Genomic DNA, 17,665 nt, shown 5'->3' with positions numbered 1-17,665 from the left:
CGGCGCATGAGACACGACTCCGTTTCTCCGCGGCGGCGCCTCGGCCGCCGCTTCCTGATCGAATGGATCGCGATCGGCTGCCTCGGGATCGCGGTGATCCTCGCATGCGCGCTCGGCCGCCTGTCGTCGAGCGTCGACGGGCTGATCTACGACCGGCTGCTGATGCTGCGCAGCCTGCCGCTGTCACCCGACGTGGTCGTCGTCGACATCGACAACCAGAGCGTATCCGCGCTCGGTCGCTGGCCGTGGCCGCGCGACGTGCACGCGCGGCTGCTCGACACGCTCGCGCGCGCACAGCCGGCCGCCGTCGTCTACGACGTGCTGTTTACCGAACCGTCGCCCGAGGATCGCGCGTTCGCGGACGCGATGAGCCGCGTGCCGACCTTTCTGCCGGTGCTGCTGAGCCCCGAGCAGGCGGACGGCGCGCGTTCCGTCGATCCGCCGGTCGCCGCGCTCGCCGCGCGCGCGACGGGGCTCGGCCATATCAATCTCGAAGTCGATCGCGACGGGATCGTTCGCAGCGTCGCGCTGTTCGAAAGCGACGGCCGCGTGCGCTGGCCGCAACTGATGGTGCCTGTGTACCGCGCGATCCAGGCCGGCCGGCTGCACCCGGTCGGCGGCGTGCCCGGCGCGAACGCGCACGACCTGTCGCGCGATGCGGCGGGCGAGGGCCGCTACCTGATTCCGTTCAGCCGCAACACGCCCGCGTATCCGACGCTGTCGTTCGACGACGTGCTCGAAGGGCGCGTGAAGCCCGACGCCCTGCGCGGCAAGATCGTCGTCGTCGGCGTGACCGCGTCCGGGCTGTACGATCGCTTCGCGACGCCGGTGTCCGGCGAGTTCGGTCCGCTCGCCGGCGTGTACATCCATGCGAACGTGCTCGACATGCTGGCGACCGGCAGCGCGATCTCGCCCGCGTCGCGCGCGGGATTGTTCATCGCGTCGCTGCTGCCGCTCGCCGTGTTGCTGGGCGGCTTCCTGATGCTGTCGCCGTGGCGCGCGCTGCTGCTGACGCTGAGCCTGGCCGCGCTCGCCGTGGTCGCGAGCGTGGCGCTGCTGTTCGAGGCGCGCATCTGGCTGACGCCGGCGCCGGCGATCTTCGGGCTGATCGCCGTCTACCCGATCTGGAACTGGCGGCGGCTGGAAATGACGATGTCGTATCTGCGTCGCGAGCTGCAGAAGCTCGCCGACGAGCCGCACCTGCTGCCCGAGGCGCCGCGCACGCGCAACGTCGGCGGCGACGTGCTCGAGCGGCAGATGGCGCTGATGGCGCAGGCCGCGCAGCGCGTGCAGGACATGAAGCGCTTCGTGTGGGACAGCCTCGACAGCATGCCCGAACCGATCTTCGTGACCGACCTCGCCGGTACCGTGCTGATCGCGAATCATGCGGCCAAACGCTACGGGTCGCGGCTCGCGCTGCCGCTGCCGGAAGGACGGCCGCTGCGCATCGCGCTCGGCGAGCTGACGTTCATGAAGACGGTCGACGGCAACGCGGAGCACGACGCGGCGATCCGCGAGCACTGGCCGGCCGCGCTCGACCCGACGCTCGAGGCCGAGCACGACGCGATGGCGCGCGGCATCGAGGTGCGCGACCGGGACGGGCTCGACCATCTGCTACGCTACGCCGCGTGCACGAACGCGCAAGGTCGCGTGACCGGCTGGATCGCCGGCCTCGTCGACGTGACCGAGCTGCACGCGGCCGAGCGGCAGCGCGAGGAAGCGCTGCACCTGCTGTCGCACGACATGCGTTCGCCGCAGTCGTCGATCCTCGCGCTGGTCGAGATCGAGCGCGACCGCGTCGAGAGCGATGCGATGCGCGGGCTGCTCGCGCGGATCGAGCGCTATGCGCACCGCGCGCTGTCGCTCGCCGACGAGTTCGTGCAACTGGCGCGCGCCGAGTCGCAGGCGTACCAGCTCGAGGTGACGAGCCTCGTCGACGTGCTGATCGATGCGAGCGACGAGGTGTGGCCGCAGGCGCAGGCGAAACACATCCGGATCGAGACCGACGTGGGCGCCGACATGTGCTGGGTGCGCGCGGACCGCTCGCTGATCACGCGCGCGTTCGTGAACCTGCTGAACAACGCGGTCAAATACAGTCCGTCCGACACGGTGATCACGTGTACGCTGACGGTCGAGCACGCAACGAAGCGGATGTTCTGTACGATTCGCGATCAGGGGTACGGCATCGCGCCGGAAGATCAGCGGCATCTGTTCGAGCGTTTCAAGCGGTTCCATGCCGGCGAGCGGCCCGAAATCTCGGGTTCCGGGCTCGGCATGGCGTTCGTGAAGACGGTCGTCACGCGCCATGGGGGCAGCGTGTCGGTCGACAGCGAAGTGGGTGTCGGCACCGCGGTGACGGTGTCGCTGCCCGCGATCGACGAGCCGTCCGCCTGACAGGGCCGGGCGCGACGGCAGGCATTTGGGGAAAGCCATGAGAAAGCAATGGGCGGCGGCCGCGCTGGCGGCGTCGCTGTTGGCGGGTTGCGCCGGCGTCACGAGCGGCGTGAGTGCGGTCGGGCAGTCGGATGCGTTCGCTTCCGGTGCGCACGGCTACGATTTCGTGCGGACGGCCGCGCAGGCGGGCGATGCCGAGTACCGGCAGATCGAGACGCTCGTGCGCGACGAGCTCGCGCGCCGCGGCTTCGATGCGCAGCCGCTCAAGGACGCGCGTTACCGGTTGTCGATCGCGTACGCGACCCAGCCGGCGGCGGTCGCGGCAAGCGCCGAGCGCTGCGGCGCGGCAAGCAGCGCATGCGTGACGGTCGACGGGCCCGCGCCGCTCGCGCTGCCGTTCATGGGCCGCGTGTACCGCCACGTGCTGACGCTGCGGTTCGTCGATGCGAAATCGGGCGCAGACGTCTATCGCGTGTCGGCGTCGCTGCGCGATCGCGATCCGGGCACGCAGCAGGCCGCGCCAGCGCTCGTGAAGAGTGCGCTGGCGAAGGTCCCATTCGGCGACGGCACCGGCTGGCTGGTCAAGACGAAAAAAGACGACGCGGGCGGCATGCCGGGCGTCGTCTCGGTGAAGCCGGCCGACGCGCGCTGAAGGCGCCGGCCGCAACGTGAGGGCGGGCCCGCCGGGGCAGGCCCTTGCCGCGTTCAGACGGCCGGTTGGCCGCCGTCGCGGGTGCGCAGGTACGTTTCGAACTCCGCGCCGACTTCCGGGTGGCGCAGCGCGAATTCGACCGTCGCCTTCAGGTAGCCGAGCTTGCTGCCGCAGTCGTAGCGCGTGCCCTGATACTTGTAGGCCAGCACCTGTTCGTCGGCGAGCAGTGCCTGGATCGCGTCGGTGAGTTGCAGTTCGCCGCCCGCGCCCGGTTTCAGCGCGCGCAGGTGCTCGAAGATCCGCGGCTTCAGGATGTAGCGTCCGACCACGCCGAGGTTCGACGGCGCGACTTCCGGCGCCGGCTTCTCGACGATCGCCGACATCTTGACGATCGACTCTTCCCATTCCTTGCCGTCGACGATCCCGTACGATTTCGTCTCCGACGGCGGGATCTCTTCGACGCCGATCACCGAGCTGTGATAGTGGTCGAACACGTCGACCATCTGCTTCATCACCGGCGGGTTGCCGTCGAGCAGGTCGTCCGCGAGGATCACCGCGAACGGATTGTCGGCGACCAGCTTTTCCGCGCACAGCACCGCGTGGCCGAGGCCGAGCGCTTCCGGCTGGCGCACGTAGAAGCAGTCGACATGGCTCGGCTTGATGCTGCGCACCAGCTCGAGCAGCTTTTCCTTGCCGCGCGCCTCGAGTTCGGCCTCGACTTCGTACGATTTGTCGAAGTGGTCCTCGATCGCGCGCTTGCTGCGCCCGGTCACGAAGATCATCTCGGTGATGCCGGCAGCGATCGCTTCCTCGACCGCGTACTGGATCAGCGGCTTGTCGACGACCGGCAGCATTTCCTTCGGGCTCGCCTTCGTTGCCGGCAGGAACCGCGTGCCGAGACCGGCCACGGGGAATACCGCCTTGGTGACTTTCAACATGATCGAACCTTTATTCCTGTAATCGACTTGTCAGACGGTCTATGTTCACGTCCGCATTATAGTGAACGCAAATGACCTTACCCTTTGTTACGCAGGCAACCGATCGAGCTGAGCACGCAGTTTTTCGAGCGTGCTCTGGAATTCCGCGACGCGTTTTTGCTCCTGTTCGACCACGGCCGGCGGCGCTTTCGCGACGAAAGCCTCGTTGCCGAGCTTCGCGTTGCACTTCGCGATCTCGCCCGTCAGGCGCGTGATTTCCTTCGCCAGGCGCTCGCGTTCGGCCGCGACGTCGATTTCCACCTTCAGCACCAGCTTGTTCGGGCCGACGATCGCGATCGGCGCGCCGTGCGCCTGCTGGTCGAGCGACGCTTCGTCGGCCAGGATCTGCACTTCCGACAGGCGCGCGAGCGCCTGGACGTACGGCGCGAACGAGCGCAGGCGCTCGGCGTCGCCGGCGGCCAGCAGCGGCACCTTGGTGGCCGGCGACAGGTTCATCTCGCCGCGCAGGTTGCGGCACGCGTCGACGATCGCCTTCAGGTCGGCCGCCCACTGCTCGGACGCCTCGTCGATCTTCTGCAGGTTCGCGATGGGGTAGGCCTGCGTCATCAGCGACGCCTCGCCGTCGGCCTTGCCCTGCGGATAACGGCCGGCGAGCGGCGCGACCTTCTGCCAGAGCGCTTCCGTGATGAACGGGATGACCGGATGCGCGAGGCGCAGCACCGTTTCCAGCACGCGCAGCAGCGTGCGGCGCGTCGCGCGCTGCTGTTCCGGCGTGCCGTTCTGGATCTGCACCTTCGCGAGTTCGAGATACCAGTCGCAGTACTCGTCCCACACGAACTTGTAGATGCTGCTCGCGATGTTGTCGAAGCGGTAATCGGCGAAACCCTTCGCGATGTCGGCTTCGGTGCGCTGCAGCAGCGACACGATCCAGCGGTCCGCCGCGGAGAAATCGAGGTAGCCGCCGGGGCCGCAGTCGCCCGCGCCGCACACTTCGGGCTTGTCGGCGCCGCAGTCATGGCCTTCGCAGTTCATCAGCACGAAGCGCGTCGCGTTCCACAGCTTGTTGCAGAAGTTGCGATAGCCTTCGCAGCGCGCGAGGTCGAAGTTCACGTTGCGGCCGAGCGTCGCCATCGACGCCATCGTGAAGCGCAGCGCGTCGGTGCCGAACGCCGGAATGCCGTCCGGGAATTCCTTGCGCGTCTTCTTCTCGATCGTGGCGGCCTGCTTCGGGTTCATCAGGCCCGTCGTGCGTTTCGCGACCAGCGTGTCGAGATCGATGCCGTCGACGATGTCGATCGGGTCGAGCGTGTTGCCCTTGCTCTTCGACATCTTCTGGCCTTCCGCGTCGCGCACGAGGCCGTGCACGTACACGGTGTGGAACGGCACCTTGCCGGTGAAGTGCGTCGTCATCATCACCATCCGGGCGACCCAGAAGAAGATGATGTCGAAGCCGGTGACGAGCACCGACGACGGCAGGAAGTGCTGCAGTTCGGGCGTTTCGTTCGGCCAGCCGAGCGACGAGAACGGCACGAGCGCGGACGAGAACCACGTGTCGAGCACGTCCTCGTCGCGCTTGAGCGCGCCCGCATAGCCCTTCGCCGCGGCCTGCGCACGCGCTTGCTCCTCGTCGCGCGCGACGAACACCTCGCCGTTCTCGCCGTACCACGCGGGAATCTGGTGACCCCACCACAGCTGGCGCGAGATGCACCAGTCCTGGATGTTTTCGAGCCACTGGTAGTAGGTGGTCGTCCAGTTTTCCGGCACGAACTTGATCTGGCCGCTGCGCACGACGTCGAGCGACGTTTCGGTGATCGACTTGCCCGGATTGAACGTGCCTTCCGGCGCCGGCTTCGTCATCGCGACGAACCACTGGTCGGTCAGCATCGGCTCGATCACGACGCCCGTGCGGTCGCCGCGCGGCACCATCAGCTTGTGCGGCTTCACCGAGTCGAGGAAGCCCTGCGCGTCGAGGTCGGCGACGATCGCCTTGCGCGCGTCGAAGCGATCGAGGCCGCGATACTGCTCGGGGCCGTTGTCGTTGATCTTCGCGTCCAGCGTCAGGATCTCGATCGGCGCGAGGTTGTGGCGCAGGCCGACCTGATAGTCGTTGAAGTCGTGCGCGGGCGTGACCTTCACGACGCCCGTGCCGAATTCGCGGTCGACGTAGTCGTCGGCGATCACCGGGATCTCGCGGCCCGTCAGCGGCAGCGTGACGAGCTTGCCGATCAGGTGCGCGTAGCGTTCGTCTTCCGGGTGGACCATCACAGCGACGTCGCCGAGCATCGTCTCGGGGCGTGTGGTCGCGACGGTCAGCGAGCCCGAACCGTCGGCGAGCGGGTAGCGGATGTGCCACAGGTGGCCGTTTTCTTCCTCGCTCACGACTTCGAGGTCCGACACGGCGGTGAGCAGCACCGGATCCCAGTTGACGAGGCGCTTGCCGCGATAGATCAGGCCCTGTTCATAGAGCGTGACGAACACGTCGCGCACGGCGGCCGACATCTTGTCGTCCATCGTGAAGTATTCGCGCGACCAGTCGGTCGACGCGCCGAGGCGGCGCACCTGGCCGGTGATCGTCGAGCCGGATTTCTGCTTCCATTCCCACACGCGCTCGACGAACTTCTCGCGGCCGAGGTCGTGGCGCGACACGCCCTGCGCGTCGAGCTGGCGCTCGACGACGATCTGGGTGGCGATCCCCGCGTGGTCGGTGCCGGGCACCCACAGCGTGTTCTCGCCGAGCATCCGGTGGTAGCGGGCGAGGCCGTCCATGATCGTCTGGTTGAACGCGTGGCCCATGTGCAGCGTGCCGGTGACGTTCGGCGGCGGCAACTGGATCGCGAAATCGGGGCGCGCCGGATCGAATGCCGGGGCGGCATAGCCGCGTTTTTCCCACTCGGGCCCCCATTGGGACTCGATGGTGTGGGGTTCGAAGCTCTTCGCCAGCGTGTTGTCGCTCATGGTGGAAATTTGCCGAAAAATGCGTGTTGGAGACTTGAACCCGACATTATAAATCGCCAGGCGTCGAGTGAGCCGTTCGCGGCCTGCGGTCAGTTCGTACGTGTCCAATTGCTGACGCGTGTTGCGAGCGCTAACTTGCGGGTCTGGCTGTGGATGTAAGTAGGGCCTTTTCGAGGTGCATGGGTGGAGTGACGCCAGCGGGCATGCGACGCTGTTCAATGGGCGCCAGCGCTACGACGCTTGTTATTTCAACGAGCCGGGGGCGAACTATCGCACTAGCCGCGCTTGTTTCTGGACGCTCAAATGAACGTTTTTCGGGCAGTCTGCGCCGTCGCGCTATGTTCGGCACTGTCTGCCGAAGCGGCCGATTCCGTCATGGCCGTGCGGCGCACCAATGCGGAGAATTACAAGGACAGGGCGTTGGCGGCCTGCCTGTCGATCGCTTACCGAGGATCGCCGGCAGGCAAGGATGCCGAAATGACCAAGAGTGCGTTCCTGGAATGGACTTATTACGATGACGAGAAGGGCGATCCGGCGGTCGAGCGCCTTGCTGAACACTATTTGCACCGCGATTACGGCAATCCCGTGGAAGGTTACGCCGGGGCCGAATTTGCTCTGCTGAAATGCCTGGACCTGTATCACGGCCCCGAGCTCGACGAACAAGTTCGCCGGTATGTCCGACATCCCGACTGGATCGGCGACAAACCCGCCAGGCGGCCCAGGAAATAACGCGGGTGACGGGCGCCGAAGCCGTCGCCGGCAGGAAAGTGGCATCGTCGGGACGCGATGCCACATCGGTCGGCCACGGCATTGCACGCGACGGACTTATAATGTCGGGTCCGCATTTTTCTCGCCCGTCAGCTGCCGCTCCATGCCCGATCTGCTCGCCAATCTGAACCCCGAACAACTCGCCGCCGTCACGTTGCCGAACGAACCGGCGCTGATCCTCGCAGGGGCGGGCAGCGGCAAGACCCGCGTGCTGATCACGCGCATCGCGTGGCTGATCCAGCAGGGCTACGCATCGCCGCCCACCGTGCTCGCCGTCACCTTCACGAACAAGGCCGCGCGCGAGATGATGGCGCGCCTGTCGGCGATGATGCCGATCGACACGCGCGGGATGTGGATCGGCACGTTCCACGGCCTGTGCAACCGGATGCTGCGCACGCACTGGCGCGACGCCGGCCTGCCGCAGACTTTCCAGATCCTCGACACGGCCGATCAGTTGTCCGCGATCAAGCGGTTGATGAAGGCGGCGAACGTCGACGACGAAAAGTACCCGCCGAAGAACGTCCAGTACTTCATCAACAACGCGAAGGAGCAGGGGCTGCGCCCGGACAAGGTCGACGCGACCGACAACTTCAACCGCAAGTTCGTCGAGCTGTACCAGGCGTACGACCAGCAGTGCCAGCGCGAAGGCGTCGTCGACTTCCCCGAGCTGCTGCTGCGCTGCTACGAACTGCTCGCGTACAACGCGCCGCTGCGCGCGCATTACCAGGCGCGCTTCCGGCACATCCTCGTCGACGAATTCCAGGACACCAACAAGCTGCAGTACGCGTGGCTCAAGATGCTGGCAGGCGGCGAGAACGCGATCTTCGCGGTCGGCGACGACGACCAGTCGATCTACGCGTTCCGCGGCGCGAACGTCGGCAACATGCGCGACTTCGAAGACGAGTTCCGCGTGCGCAACCTGATCAAGCTCGAGCAGAACTACCGGTCGCACGGCAACATTCTCGATGCGGCGAACCAGCTGATCTCGAACAACGCGCACCGCCTCGGCAAGAACCTGCGCACCGACGCCGGCCATGGCGAGCCCGTGCGCGTGTACGAAGCCAGCACCGATTCGCAGGAGGCCGGCTGGATCGTCGAGGAGATCCGTTCGCTGATCAATACCGGGATGGCGCGCAGCGAAGTGGCCGTCCTGTACCGCAGCAACGCGCAGTCGCGCTCGATCGAGCACACGCTGATGTCGTCCGGCATTCCGTACCGCGTGTACGGCGGCCTGCGCTTTTTCGAGCGGCAGGAAGTGAAGCACGCGCTCGCGTACCTGCGCCTGATCGACAACCCGAACGACGACACCGCATTCGCACGCGTCGTGAACTTCCCGACCCGCGGAATCGGCGCGCGCTCGGTCGAGCAACTGGCCGACGCGGCGCGCCTGTACGGCTGCTCGATGGCCGCCGCGATTCCGTACGTGACGGGCAAGGCCGGCACGAGCCTCGGCGGGTTCGCGAACCTGATCGCGAAGATGCGCGCCGACACGCAGCATATGAATCTGCCCGACACCGTCGAGCACATCGTGCGCGCGAGCGGTCTCGCCGATTTCTACCAGGGCGAGCGCGAAGGCCAGGATCGCCTCGAAAACTTGCAGGAACTCGTGAACGCGGCCACCGCGTTCATCGCCGAGGAAGGCTACGGGCTCGACACGCCGGCTCGCTCGATCCCGCTGCGCGCGGGCGCGATCGCGGCGCCCGAGTTGGGCACGGCGACCGACGATCCGGCGCTCGACGTGCTCGATGCGGCGTCGCCCGCCGACCCCGCCCAGAACCCCGACACGATGACGCCGCTCGCCGGCTTCCTGTCGCACGCGTCGCTGGAGGCCGGCGACAACCAGGCGCAGGCCGGACAGGACGCGGTGCAGCTGATGACCGTGCACGCGGCGAAGGGGCTCGAGTTCTCGGCCGTGTTCATCACGGGGCTCGAGGAAGGGCTGTTCCCGCACGAGAACAGCGTGCTCGAATCGGACGGCCTCGAGGAAGAGCGCCGGCTGATGTACGTCGCGATCACGCGCGCGAAGGAGCGGCTCTACCTGTCGTTCGCGCAAAGCCGGATGCTGCACGGCCAGACCCGCTACAACGTGCGCTCGCGCTTCTTCGACGAACTGCCGGAGCACGTGCTGAAGTGGCTCACGCCGAAGGTCGAGGCCGGCTCGCGCTGGGGCGGGCGCTCGGACAACGCCGGTTACGGGCGCGACTGGTTCGCGCGCCCCGGCGGCGGCAGTCGCGAGCAGATCGTCGATGCGGCCGTGTCCGCGCCGCTGCCCGCGTTCGCGGACAAGCAGCGCGCGGCCGACGCCGGCTTCCGGGTCGGCCAGCAGGTATTCCATACGAAGTTCGGCGAAGGCACGGTCACCGCGCTCGAAGGCAACGGCACCGATGCGAAGGCGCAGGTGAAGTTCAAGCGCCACGGCGAGAAGTGGCTCGCGCTCGCGGTCGCGAAACTGCAGGCGGTGGAATGATGGACGTCGACCTGGGTGTTGCGCCTGCCGCGCGTCCGCTCGGCATTCTGGCCGCGCTGCCGGAGGAACTCGGCGACCTGATCGCCGCGATGCGCGCCGACGGCGCGATGAAGACGGTCACGCTCGGCCGCCGCGATTATCACGTCGGCACCGTGCACGGCGCGGCCTGCGTCGTCACGCTCGCGCGGGTCGGCAAGGTCGCGGCCGCCGCGACGGTCAGCGCGCTGATCCACGTGTTCGGCGTGTCGGGCGTGGTGTTTACCGGCGTCGCGGGCGGTGTGTCGCGCACGGTGCGCGTCGGCGACGTCGTCGTGGCCGATACGCTGCTGCAGCACGATCTCGACGCGTCGCCGCTCTTTCCGCGCTACGAGGTGCCGCTGCTCGGCATCACGCGTTTCGCGACCGACGCGGCGCTGACGGCCCGCTTGCGAGCCGCGTGCGCGCTGTTCGTCGACGAAGAGGGCGCGCGGTTCGCCGAACGCTTCGGGCTCGCCGGCGCGGCGCTGCACGCCGGGCTCGTCATCAGCGGCGACCGCTTCGTATCGAGCGAGCAGGAAGTGCTCGCGCTGCGCGACGCGCTGCCGGACGCGCTCGCGGTCGAAATGGAAGGCGCGGCGATCGCGCAGGTGTGCGCCGAACACGACGTGCCGTTCGCGCTCGTGCGCACGATCTCCGATACGGCCGACGACCACGCGACGCAATCGTTCTCGCACTTCCTGTCGGCGATCGCGGGCAGCTACTCGTCCGGCATCCTCAAGCGTTTCCTGACGCTGCATGCGACGACGGCGGCCTGAAGCCGCCGCCGAACGATTCCCCATTCGAAGCAGACGACCGGCCGCGGCGTGCACGCCGCGCCCGGTCGTTCTTCGTCATGCCTGCTTGCGCCCGCTGCCTTCGAGGTTCGGCAGGAACACCGTCAGCACGCCGATCAGCGGCAGGAACGAGCACACCTTGTAGACGAACGGGATGCTCGTCGCGTCCGCGAGCTGGCCGAGCACGGCGGCACCCACGCCGCCCAGGCCGAACGCGAAGCCGAAGAACAGGCCCGCGACCATCCCGACCTTGCCGGGCATCAGCTCGGTCGCATAGACGAGGATCGCGGCGAACGCCGACGCCAGCACGACGCCGATGATCACGGTCAGCACGCTCGTCCAGAACAGGTTCGCGTACGGCAGCAGCATCGTGAACGGCGCGACGCCGAGGATCGACACCCAGATCACGTACTTGCGGCCGATCCGGTCGCCGACCGGGCCGCCGATCAGCGTGCCGGCCGCCACCGCCGCGAGGAACACGAACAGGTGGATCTGCGCGGCCTGCACCGACAGATGGAACTTGTCGATCAGGTAGAACGTGAAATAGCTGTTGATGCTCGCGAGGTAGAAGTACTTCGAGAACACGAGCAGCACCAGCACGCCGATCGCTCCCATCACGCGGCCGCGCGACAGCGTCGGGTGGCCGGCCGACGCGGCCTTCTTCTTCATCGACGGATGCTTCTTGTACCAGTGGCCGATCTGCGTGAGCACGATCATCGCGACGAGCGCGGCCGCCGAGAACCACGCGATGCTGTGCTGGCCGTGCGGAATGATCACGAGCGCGGCGAGCAGCGGCCCGAGCGCGGAGCCTGCATTGCCGCCCACCTGGAACACCGACTGCGCGAGCCCGTGCCGGCCGCCCGACGCCATCCGCGCGACCCGCGACGATTCGGGATGGAACACCGACGAGCCGCAGCCGACGAGCGCGGCGGCCACGAGCAGCATCGGGAAATTCGACGCCGCCGACATCAGCAGCAGCCCCGCGAGCGTGAAGCCCATGCCGACCGGCAGCGAATACGGCTTCGGCCGCTTGTCGGTATAGAGGCCGACGAGCGGTTGCAGCAAGGACGCGGTGATCTGGTAAGTGAGCGTGATCAGGCCGATCTGCGCGAACGACAGCGCGAACTGGCTCTTGAGCATCGGGTAGATCGCGAGGATCAACGACTGGATCATGTCGTTGAGCATGTGCGAGAAGCTGATCGCGCCGAGCACCGGGTAGACGGTGCGGGCAACGGGTGGTGCGGACGGCTGGGCGGCGGCTGCGCCGGCCCGGGAGTCGAGGCTGGTTTCCATGTGAACTGAACGAGTTGAGGTGGCAGGCGCGCTCTGTTGGGATCGGCGCGTGGGTTGATTCGTTGATGCGTCAAAGAAGTGTAATGTGGCGTATCAAGAATGTCAGGCCAAGTTTTATCGCGAATCGGACATTCGTCGGACGGATCGGCTGCTGCGTGCTTTTTTGGACGGGTATAACGCTGGCGGCGCGTCCGCCCTTCGGCGGGGCCGCGCCGGGGCCCGGTGCGTGTTTTTCCGGACTCAAGAAACGGCGGTGGCGGCCGTAGAACGACCCAATGACAACACGCGCGCCCGCCGGGCGGGCGCAGGACGCGCGGCATGGCCTGCCATCGCGGGACAGCCGGACCGACCTTTCCGGCAGCGTGATCCATACGGGGATAGTTCGATGAAAGCAGCATCTTTGCATCCACAGCCCGGTGCGGCAGCCGCCGCATCCGACGTCGCCGCCGGTCGCGTCACGCGACGCGCGCGAGCGGCGCGCCGAGAGCGCCGGCCGTGGACCGTCAAGGCGACGTTGCGCGCCGCATTCGCGATCCTGCTGGCCGGTACGCTCGCGATCGGCGTGTTCTCGCTATGGCAGATCAGCCGGCTGAACGCGTCGATCGCGTCGGTCTACGAGCAGGGCCACGTCGCGAGCCGGGCGGCGGCGGAGGTGCGGGCCGAGGTGCTGCGCGCGAGCCGCGCGCAGAAGATGCTGCTGACCGCGACCACCGCGAAGGAGCGTGACGAACTCGGCGCCGAAGTGAGCGCGGGGCTCGCGTCGATCGGCCAGGCGCTCGGCACGCTGCAGCGCTATGCGGATCCGGCCGACGCCGGCGATTCGGCGCGGCTGCGCGCGTTCTCGACGGCGGTTGGCACGTGGAGCGCGCATCTGCGCGATTTCGTCGCGCTGGTGCGCGCGCAGCCGCTCGACCTGTCGCAGATGAACTGGCAGGTCGGCACGCAGGACGTGTCGCTGCTGGTCGAAACCAGCAAGCTCGAAAAACTCGTCGCCGAACTCGTGAAGACGCGCGGCGAAAAGTCGAAGGCGACGCTCGATGCGTCCGCGACCATTTTTTCGTCGTCGTTCGCGATGATCGCGGCAATGACGGCCGCGCTGATCGTGCTGGCCGTCGCGATCGCCGAACGCGTCGTACGACGCCTCGCGTCGCAGCTCGGCGGCGAGCCCGCGCTCGCGAAGGAAATTGCCGCGGACATCGCGCGCGGCGACCTGACGCGGCCGATCACGCTCGGCCGGCACGATCGCGACAGCATGGTGCGCGCGCTGGCCGAGATGCAGACGGGGCTCGCGGCAACCGTGGGCGAGATCGCGGTGAGCGCCGAAGCCATCGCGGCCGCGTCCGGCGAGATCTCGACCGGCAACCTCGACCTGTCGCGGCGCACCGAGCAGCAGGCCGTCGCGCTCGAGCGCACCGCGGCCAGCATGGAGCAGCTCACGTCGACCGTGCGGCAGAACGCCGAGAACGCGCGGCAGGCGAGCACGCTCGCGGCCAATGCGTCGGCGGTGGCGGAGACGGGCGGGGAAGTCGTCGGGCGCGTGGTCGCGACGATGAGCGAGATCGACGACAGCGCGAAGAACATCCGCGACATCATCGGCACGATCGAGGGGATCGCGTTCCAGACCAACATTCTCGCGTTGAACGCGGCGGTCGAGGCCGCGCGCGCCGGCGAGCAGGGGCGCGGTTTCTCGGTGGTCGCCGGAGAGGTGCGGCTGCTCGCTCAGCGCTCGGCGACCGCGGCCAAGGAGATCCGGGAACTGATCGGCGCGTCGGTCGAGCGCGTGGCGAACGGTGCGGCGCTCGCGCACGACGCCGGCCGCACGATGGACGACGTGGTGCGTGCGGTCAAGCGCGTGACCGACATCATCGGCGAGATTTCGGCGGCGTCGGACGAGCAGAGCGCGGGGATCGACGAGATCGGCCGCGCGGTCACGCAGATGGACGCCGGCACCCAGCAGAACGCGGCGCTCGTCGAACAGGCGGCCGCGGCCGCGAACGCGCTCGACGAGCAAGCGCAGGCCTTGAAGGCGCTGGTCGGGCGCTTCCGCATCGCACACTGACCGTGCGGCGCGCCCCGCCGATTACCGCTTCTTCTGCTTGTCCGGATCGATGATGACCGTGCAGGTCGTGCCCGCCGACAGCACCACGTCGGCCGGCACTTCGTCGATCTTGATGCGCACCGGCACGCGCTGCGCGAGACGCACCCAGTTGAAGGTCGGGTTCACGTCCGCGACGAGGTCGCGGCTTTGCGGGTTGTCGCGATCGTAGATGCCGCGCGAGATGCTCTCGACGTGGCCCTTCATCACGCCGCCGCTCATCAGCCGCATTTCGGCCGGCGCGCCGATCTTCACGCGCGGCAGCTTGGTTTCCTCGAAGTAGCCGTAGACCCAGAACGAGTGGCTGTCGACGATCGCGAGCTTCGCCTGGCCGGCCACCGCGTAGTTGCCCTTGAAGGTCTGCAGGTTCGTGATGTAGCCGTCGACCGGCGCGACGACGCGCGTGCGTTCGAGGTTAAGCTTCGCGGCGTCGAGCGCGGCGAGCGCCTGCTGGTACTGTGCTTCGGCGCTCGATGCGCTGTGCGCCGCGTTCTCGCGGTTTTCCTTCGACACGACGAGCGCATCGAGGTCCGCGCGGCGGGCCGCATCGTCGCGGCGCATCTGCAGTTCCGCGCGGCGGGCGGCCACCGCCGCCTGCGCCTGCTCGACCGCGATCTGGTAGTGCGACGGATCGATCTGCATGATCAGGTCGCCTTTCTTCACGAGCTGGTTGTCATGCACGGGCAGCTCGACGATCGCGCCCGACACGTCCGGCGCGACGTTGACGATCTCCGCGCGCACGCGCCCGTCGCGCGTCCACGGATCGTCCATGTAGTGCACCCACAGCGAGCGCCCGATCAGGATCGCGACGAGAAGGATGACGGCGGTCGCGACGAAGCCGAAGAGTTTTCTGAGCATCATGATGGTTCGGAATCAACGGTAAACGGCAAGACTCAGTCCGCCGCAAATGCAGACGAGAAGGCAGGCCCGGAACAGAGACGGGTGCCAGACGAGACGGTAGAGGCCCGTGTAGGCGAGCAGGCGGTCGACGGCCCAGGTCGCGATCGCGCCGAGGACGAACATCAGCACCACCGTGGGCATGTAGGCATCGAGAATGGCGATTTCACGCGGCATCATGACGAGGCTCCTGGTTGGGGACGCACGGGGCGGTTGCGGTTGAGCGGCTCGAGCGGCGATTCCGGGTCGAGCAGCGCGGTCCGCACGAAATGCAGATGGCTCAGGATGCGCTGCAGCCGGTGGCGCTCTTCACGCGACGGCTCGACCGCGTCGAGCGTTTGCCGGGTCGCGTCGATCGCCGCATTGGTCGCGGCGAGCGTCGCGTCGAAGCGCGCGGCGCTCGGCTTCGAGAACAGCGCCGACAGCGCCGTGCGCATCGTCTCGATCGCGCGACGCCACGGCATCGTGCTCGCATAGCGCGGGTCGGGCGGCAGCGCCGCAAGCTCGTGACGCAGGTCGATCGTCGCGTTGCCGGCTTCGAGCACCGCGAACATCCAGCGCAGTGCGTCGCGCTGCACGTCGGGCTGGTCGGCCGACAGCGTATGCGCCTGGTACATCAGGTCGCGCGCGCCGCTTTCGAAGCGCGTGCGCAGGCCCGCGAGCCGTGCGTGCCCGGCCGCGACGGCCTGATGGCGCAGATCGGCGAACAGCCGCTTCTTGAGCCACGGCGCGGTCGGCGGGAACAGTACCGCGAACGCGATCGCCGACACCAGCATCGACAGCACCAGTGCGAGCGCATCGTTCATGAAGCTCGTCGGGTCGTAGTGCGTGACGTTGTCCGGGCCGGCGAGGAAACAGAAGAAGATCAGGTAGCCCATCCCGTAGCCCGCGAGCTTCGGCTTCAACGACATGTAGATGCCGATGGCGAGCAGCGGCGCGAGCGCGACGCACAGGAGCGGGAAGCCGTCGATGTGCGGGTAGATGCCGAACATCAGCAGGAAACCCGTGCAGACGGCGAGTGCCGTGCCCATGCCCATCTGCGCGGCCATCGCTGTCGGGCGCGGCGCCGACGACGCGAGCGCGCAGGCCGACGCCGCCGTCAGCGTCATCGTCACGCCGCTTGGCCAGGCGGTCTCGATCCAGAACCAGCCGAGCACGAGGATCACGATCGCGGTGCGAATCGCCGCGATCGCCGTCGCCGTCGCGTTGGTGCGCGGCTCGTAGCGTTCGATCCAGCGTTCGCGCTCGTGCGTCGCGCTCGACAGCGACGCGTAGGTCGCTGCGTACTCGCGCAGGTCGGTGATGAAGCGGTACAGCAGCTCGGCGGCCGTATCGAAGTCGAGCAGCGGAAACGCCGGCTGCGTTTCGAGCGTCGCGCGCGTCGCGCGGATGCGGCGCGGCAGCGCGTCGCGCCACGCGAGCAATTGTTCGGCCGTATGCGCCGCGTCGGTTGCCGTGCGCACGGGTTCGCCGGCGGGCGTCAGCAGCAGCGGCGCGATTTCGCGGAAGTACGGCTCGATCGCGTCGATCGCGGCCTGCGCGCCGGTCGCATGCAGCCGGTTCATCAACTGATGCAGCGCATGGAAACGGCTCGACGCGCTCATGAACTCGCTGTTCAGCCGCGCGAGGCGGCCGCTGCGCATCCGCGTGTCCGGATTCTCGAACACGGCCATGCTGCGCGCGGCCTCGAACCCGACCACGTCGGCGACGAAGCGCGTATGGATGGTTTCGATATGCGCACGGTCGAGCTGGCCCGAAAGCGTCGACGCGACGTAATCGACGAAGGTGCCGAAGCGCTTGCGTACCGTCGTGCGCATCTGCTCGCCCGTGTACTGCGGGAACACGAGTGCGCTGACGACGCCGGCCGACACGATCCCGACCATGATTTCGGCCACGCGCGTCAGCGCGCTCATGAACGCGCCGTCCGGGTGCTGCGACGCGGGCAGGCCGATCAGCGCGGTCGTGTAGCCGGCCAGCAGGAAGCCGTAGCTGCGGAAGTTGCGGTTGCGCGCGGCGCCCGCCGTGCACAGGGCGATCCACAGCGCGATCGCCAGCAGGAACAGTTGCGGCTGCTGCGGGAACAGCCCGACGAAGGTGAGCGTCGCGATCAGCCCGAAGATCGTGCCGGCGACCCGGTAGAAGCTCTTCGCGAGCACCGCGCCGCTTTGCGGCTGCATCACGATGAAGACGGTCGTCATCGCCGTTTTCGGCGCGGGCAGGTCGAGCCGCATCGACACGCCGGTCGCGATGAACGCGGCGAGCAGCGCCTTGAACAGGTAGAGCCACGCGGCGCCGTCGGTGCGGGCCCAGTCGCCGAACGCGGCGTACCAGGCCGCGAATGGGCCGCCGGCGGGCGTGGAAGCGGGGGAGGAGGCTGACATGGCGGCGCTCCGC

12 protein-coding genes are annotated in these 17,665 nt (G+C 67.8%); 6 read left to right on the top strand and 6 right to left on the bottom strand.

What is annotated here, in order from left to right:
* Positions 1–6: 6 nt before the first annotated feature.
* Together C5F75_RS11720 and C5F75_RS11715 are read left to right on the top strand one after the other, a co-directional pair.
* Positions 7–2,394: a CHASE2 domain-containing protein gene (locus C5F75_RS11720; protein ID WP_104012267.1), complete on the top strand. Its 2,388-nt coding sequence runs from the start codon at positions 7–9 to the stop codon at positions 2,392–2,394.
* Between the two features lie 37 nt (positions 2,395–2,431).
* On the top strand, positions 2,432–3,046 hold the full coding sequence (locus C5F75_RS11715) for a DUF4136 domain-containing protein (RefSeq protein WP_104012266.1): 615 nt from the start codon (positions 2,432–2,434) through the stop codon (positions 3,044–3,046).
* 53 nt (positions 3,047–3,099) lie between these two features.
* On the opposite strand, the gene galU is transcribed toward C5F75_RS11715, so the two are convergent.
* The gene (gene galU, locus C5F75_RS11710; protein ID WP_059575861.1) at positions 3,100–3,984 is read right to left on the bottom strand and encodes a UTP--glucose-1-phosphate uridylyltransferase GalU; all 885 of its coding nucleotides are present in this window, start codon (positions 3,982–3,984) and stop codon (positions 3,100–3,102) included.
* An 87-nt stretch (positions 3,985–4,071) separates the two neighbouring features.
* A complete protein-coding gene (locus C5F75_RS11705; RefSeq protein ID WP_059575859.1) occupies positions 4,072–6,939 on the bottom strand; it encodes a valine--tRNA ligase in 2,868 nt (955 codons plus the stop codon).
* Between the two features lie 303 nt (positions 6,940–7,242).
* Here C5F75_RS11705 and C5F75_RS11695 point away from each other — a divergent pair, with 303 nt between their 5' ends.
* The 3 genes from C5F75_RS11695 (at position 7,243) to C5F75_RS11685 (ending at position 10,968) form a co-directional block, all read left to right on the top strand.
* The gene (locus C5F75_RS11695) at positions 7,243–7,668 is read left to right on the top strand and encodes a type VI secretion system amidase immunity protein Tai4 (RefSeq protein WP_059575857.1); all 426 of its coding nucleotides are present in this window, start codon (positions 7,243–7,245) and stop codon (positions 7,666–7,668) included.
* A 142-nt stretch (positions 7,669–7,810) separates the two neighbouring features.
* Positions 7,811–10,174: a UvrD-helicase domain-containing protein gene (locus tag C5F75_RS11690; protein WP_059575855.1), complete on the top strand. Its 2,364-nt coding sequence runs from the start codon at positions 7,811–7,813 to the stop codon at positions 10,172–10,174.
* On the top strand, positions 10,174–10,968 hold the full coding sequence (locus C5F75_RS11685; RefSeq protein ID WP_407641347.1) for a 5'-methylthioadenosine/adenosylhomocysteine nucleosidase: 795 nt from the start codon (positions 10,174–10,176) through the stop codon (positions 10,966–10,968). The genes C5F75_RS11690 and C5F75_RS11685 overlap by 1 nt, the downstream gene beginning before the upstream one ends.
* 75 nt (positions 10,969–11,043) lie before the next feature.
* Here C5F75_RS11685 and C5F75_RS11680 read toward each other — a convergent pair whose 3' ends face one another.
* Positions 11,044–12,279: an MFS transporter gene (locus C5F75_RS11680; protein WP_059640682.1), complete on the bottom strand. Its 1,236-nt coding sequence runs from the start codon at positions 12,277–12,279 to the stop codon at positions 11,044–11,046.
* Between the two features lie 385 nt (positions 12,280–12,664).
* Between C5F75_RS11680 and C5F75_RS11675 the strand changes: the two genes are divergently transcribed.
* A complete protein-coding gene (locus tag C5F75_RS11675) occupies positions 12,665–14,338 on the top strand; it encodes a methyl-accepting chemotaxis protein (RefSeq protein WP_059575849.1) in 1,674 nt (557 codons plus the stop codon).
* Between the two features lie 21 nt (positions 14,339–14,359).
* Here the strand turns inward: C5F75_RS11675 and C5F75_RS11670 are convergent, their stop codons facing one another.
* From C5F75_RS11670 to C5F75_RS11660, 3 genes are read right to left on the bottom strand one after another with little or no spacing between them, the layout of a single operon-like run.
* Positions 14,360–15,235 (bottom strand): efflux RND transporter periplasmic adaptor subunit, encoded by an 876-nt coding sequence (locus C5F75_RS11670; RefSeq protein ID WP_060316250.1) that lies wholly within the window; start codon positions 15,233–15,235, stop codon positions 14,360–14,362.
* A 12-nt stretch (positions 15,236–15,247) separates the two neighbouring features.
* Positions 15,248–15,451: a DUF1656 domain-containing protein gene (locus C5F75_RS11665; RefSeq protein WP_006476212.1), complete on the bottom strand. Its 204-nt coding sequence runs from the start codon at positions 15,449–15,451 to the stop codon at positions 15,248–15,250.
* Complete coding sequence (locus C5F75_RS11660) at positions 15,448–17,652, bottom strand: FUSC family protein (protein ID WP_104012264.1); 2,205 nt, start codon at positions 17,650–17,652, stop codon at positions 15,448–15,450. Before C5F75_RS11660 ends, C5F75_RS11665 begins: the two co-directional genes overlap by 4 nt.
* Between the last annotated feature and the right edge of the window lie 13 nt (positions 17,653–17,665).

This window comes from Burkholderia anthinoferrum, assembly GCF_002925705.1.
GTDB classification, from domain to species: Bacteria; Pseudomonadota; Gammaproteobacteria; order Burkholderiales; family Burkholderiaceae; genus Burkholderia; species Burkholderia semiarida.
Note: the sequence above shows the minus strand (reverse complement) of the source record. Positions and strands in the feature narration are given on the sequence as shown.

Bases quoted from the DNA above. Each gene is read 5' to 3' on its own strand.
- C5F75_RS11670 (WP_060316250.1), bottom strand. From the start codon at position 15,235: ATGATGCTCAGAAAACTCTTCGGCTTCGTCGCGACCGCCGTCATCCTT.
- C5F75_RS11685 (WP_407641347.1), top strand. From the start codon at position 10,174: ATGGACGTCGACCTGGGTGTTGCGCCTGCCGCGCGTCCGCTCGGCATT.
- C5F75_RS11675 (WP_059575849.1), top strand. From the start codon at position 12,665: ATGAAAGCAGCATCTTTGCATCCACAGCCCGGTGCGGCAGCCGCCGCA.
- C5F75_RS11695 (WP_059575857.1), top strand. From the start codon at position 7,243: ATGAACGTTTTTCGGGCAGTCTGCGCCGTCGCGCTATGTTCGGCACTG.
- C5F75_RS11680 (WP_059640682.1), bottom strand. From the start codon at position 12,279: ATGGAAACCAGCCTCGACTCCCGGGCCGGCGCAGCCGCCGCCCAGCCG.
- C5F75_RS11715 (WP_104012266.1), top strand. From the start codon at position 2,432: ATGAGAAAGCAATGGGCGGCGGCCGCGCTGGCGGCGTCGCTGTTGGCG.
- C5F75_RS11660 (WP_104012264.1), bottom strand. From the start codon at position 17,652: ATGTCAGCCTCCTCCCCCGCTTCCACGCCCGCCGGCGGCCCATTCGCG.
- C5F75_RS11705 (WP_059575859.1), bottom strand. From the start codon at position 6,939: ATGAGCGACAACACGCTGGCGAAGAGCTTCGAACCCCACACCATCGAG.
- galU (WP_059575861.1), bottom strand. From the start codon at position 3,984: ATGTTGAAAGTCACCAAGGCGGTATTCCCCGTGGCCGGTCTCGGCACG.
- C5F75_RS11720 (WP_104012267.1), top strand. From the start codon at position 7: ATGAGACACGACTCCGTTTCTCCGCGGCGGCGCCTCGGCCGCCGCTTC.
- C5F75_RS11690 (WP_059575855.1), top strand. From the start codon at position 7,811: ATGCCCGATCTGCTCGCCAATCTGAACCCCGAACAACTCGCCGCCGTC.
- C5F75_RS11665 (WP_006476212.1), bottom strand. From the start codon at position 15,451: ATGATGCCGCGTGAAATCGCCATTCTCGATGCCTACATGCCCACGGTG.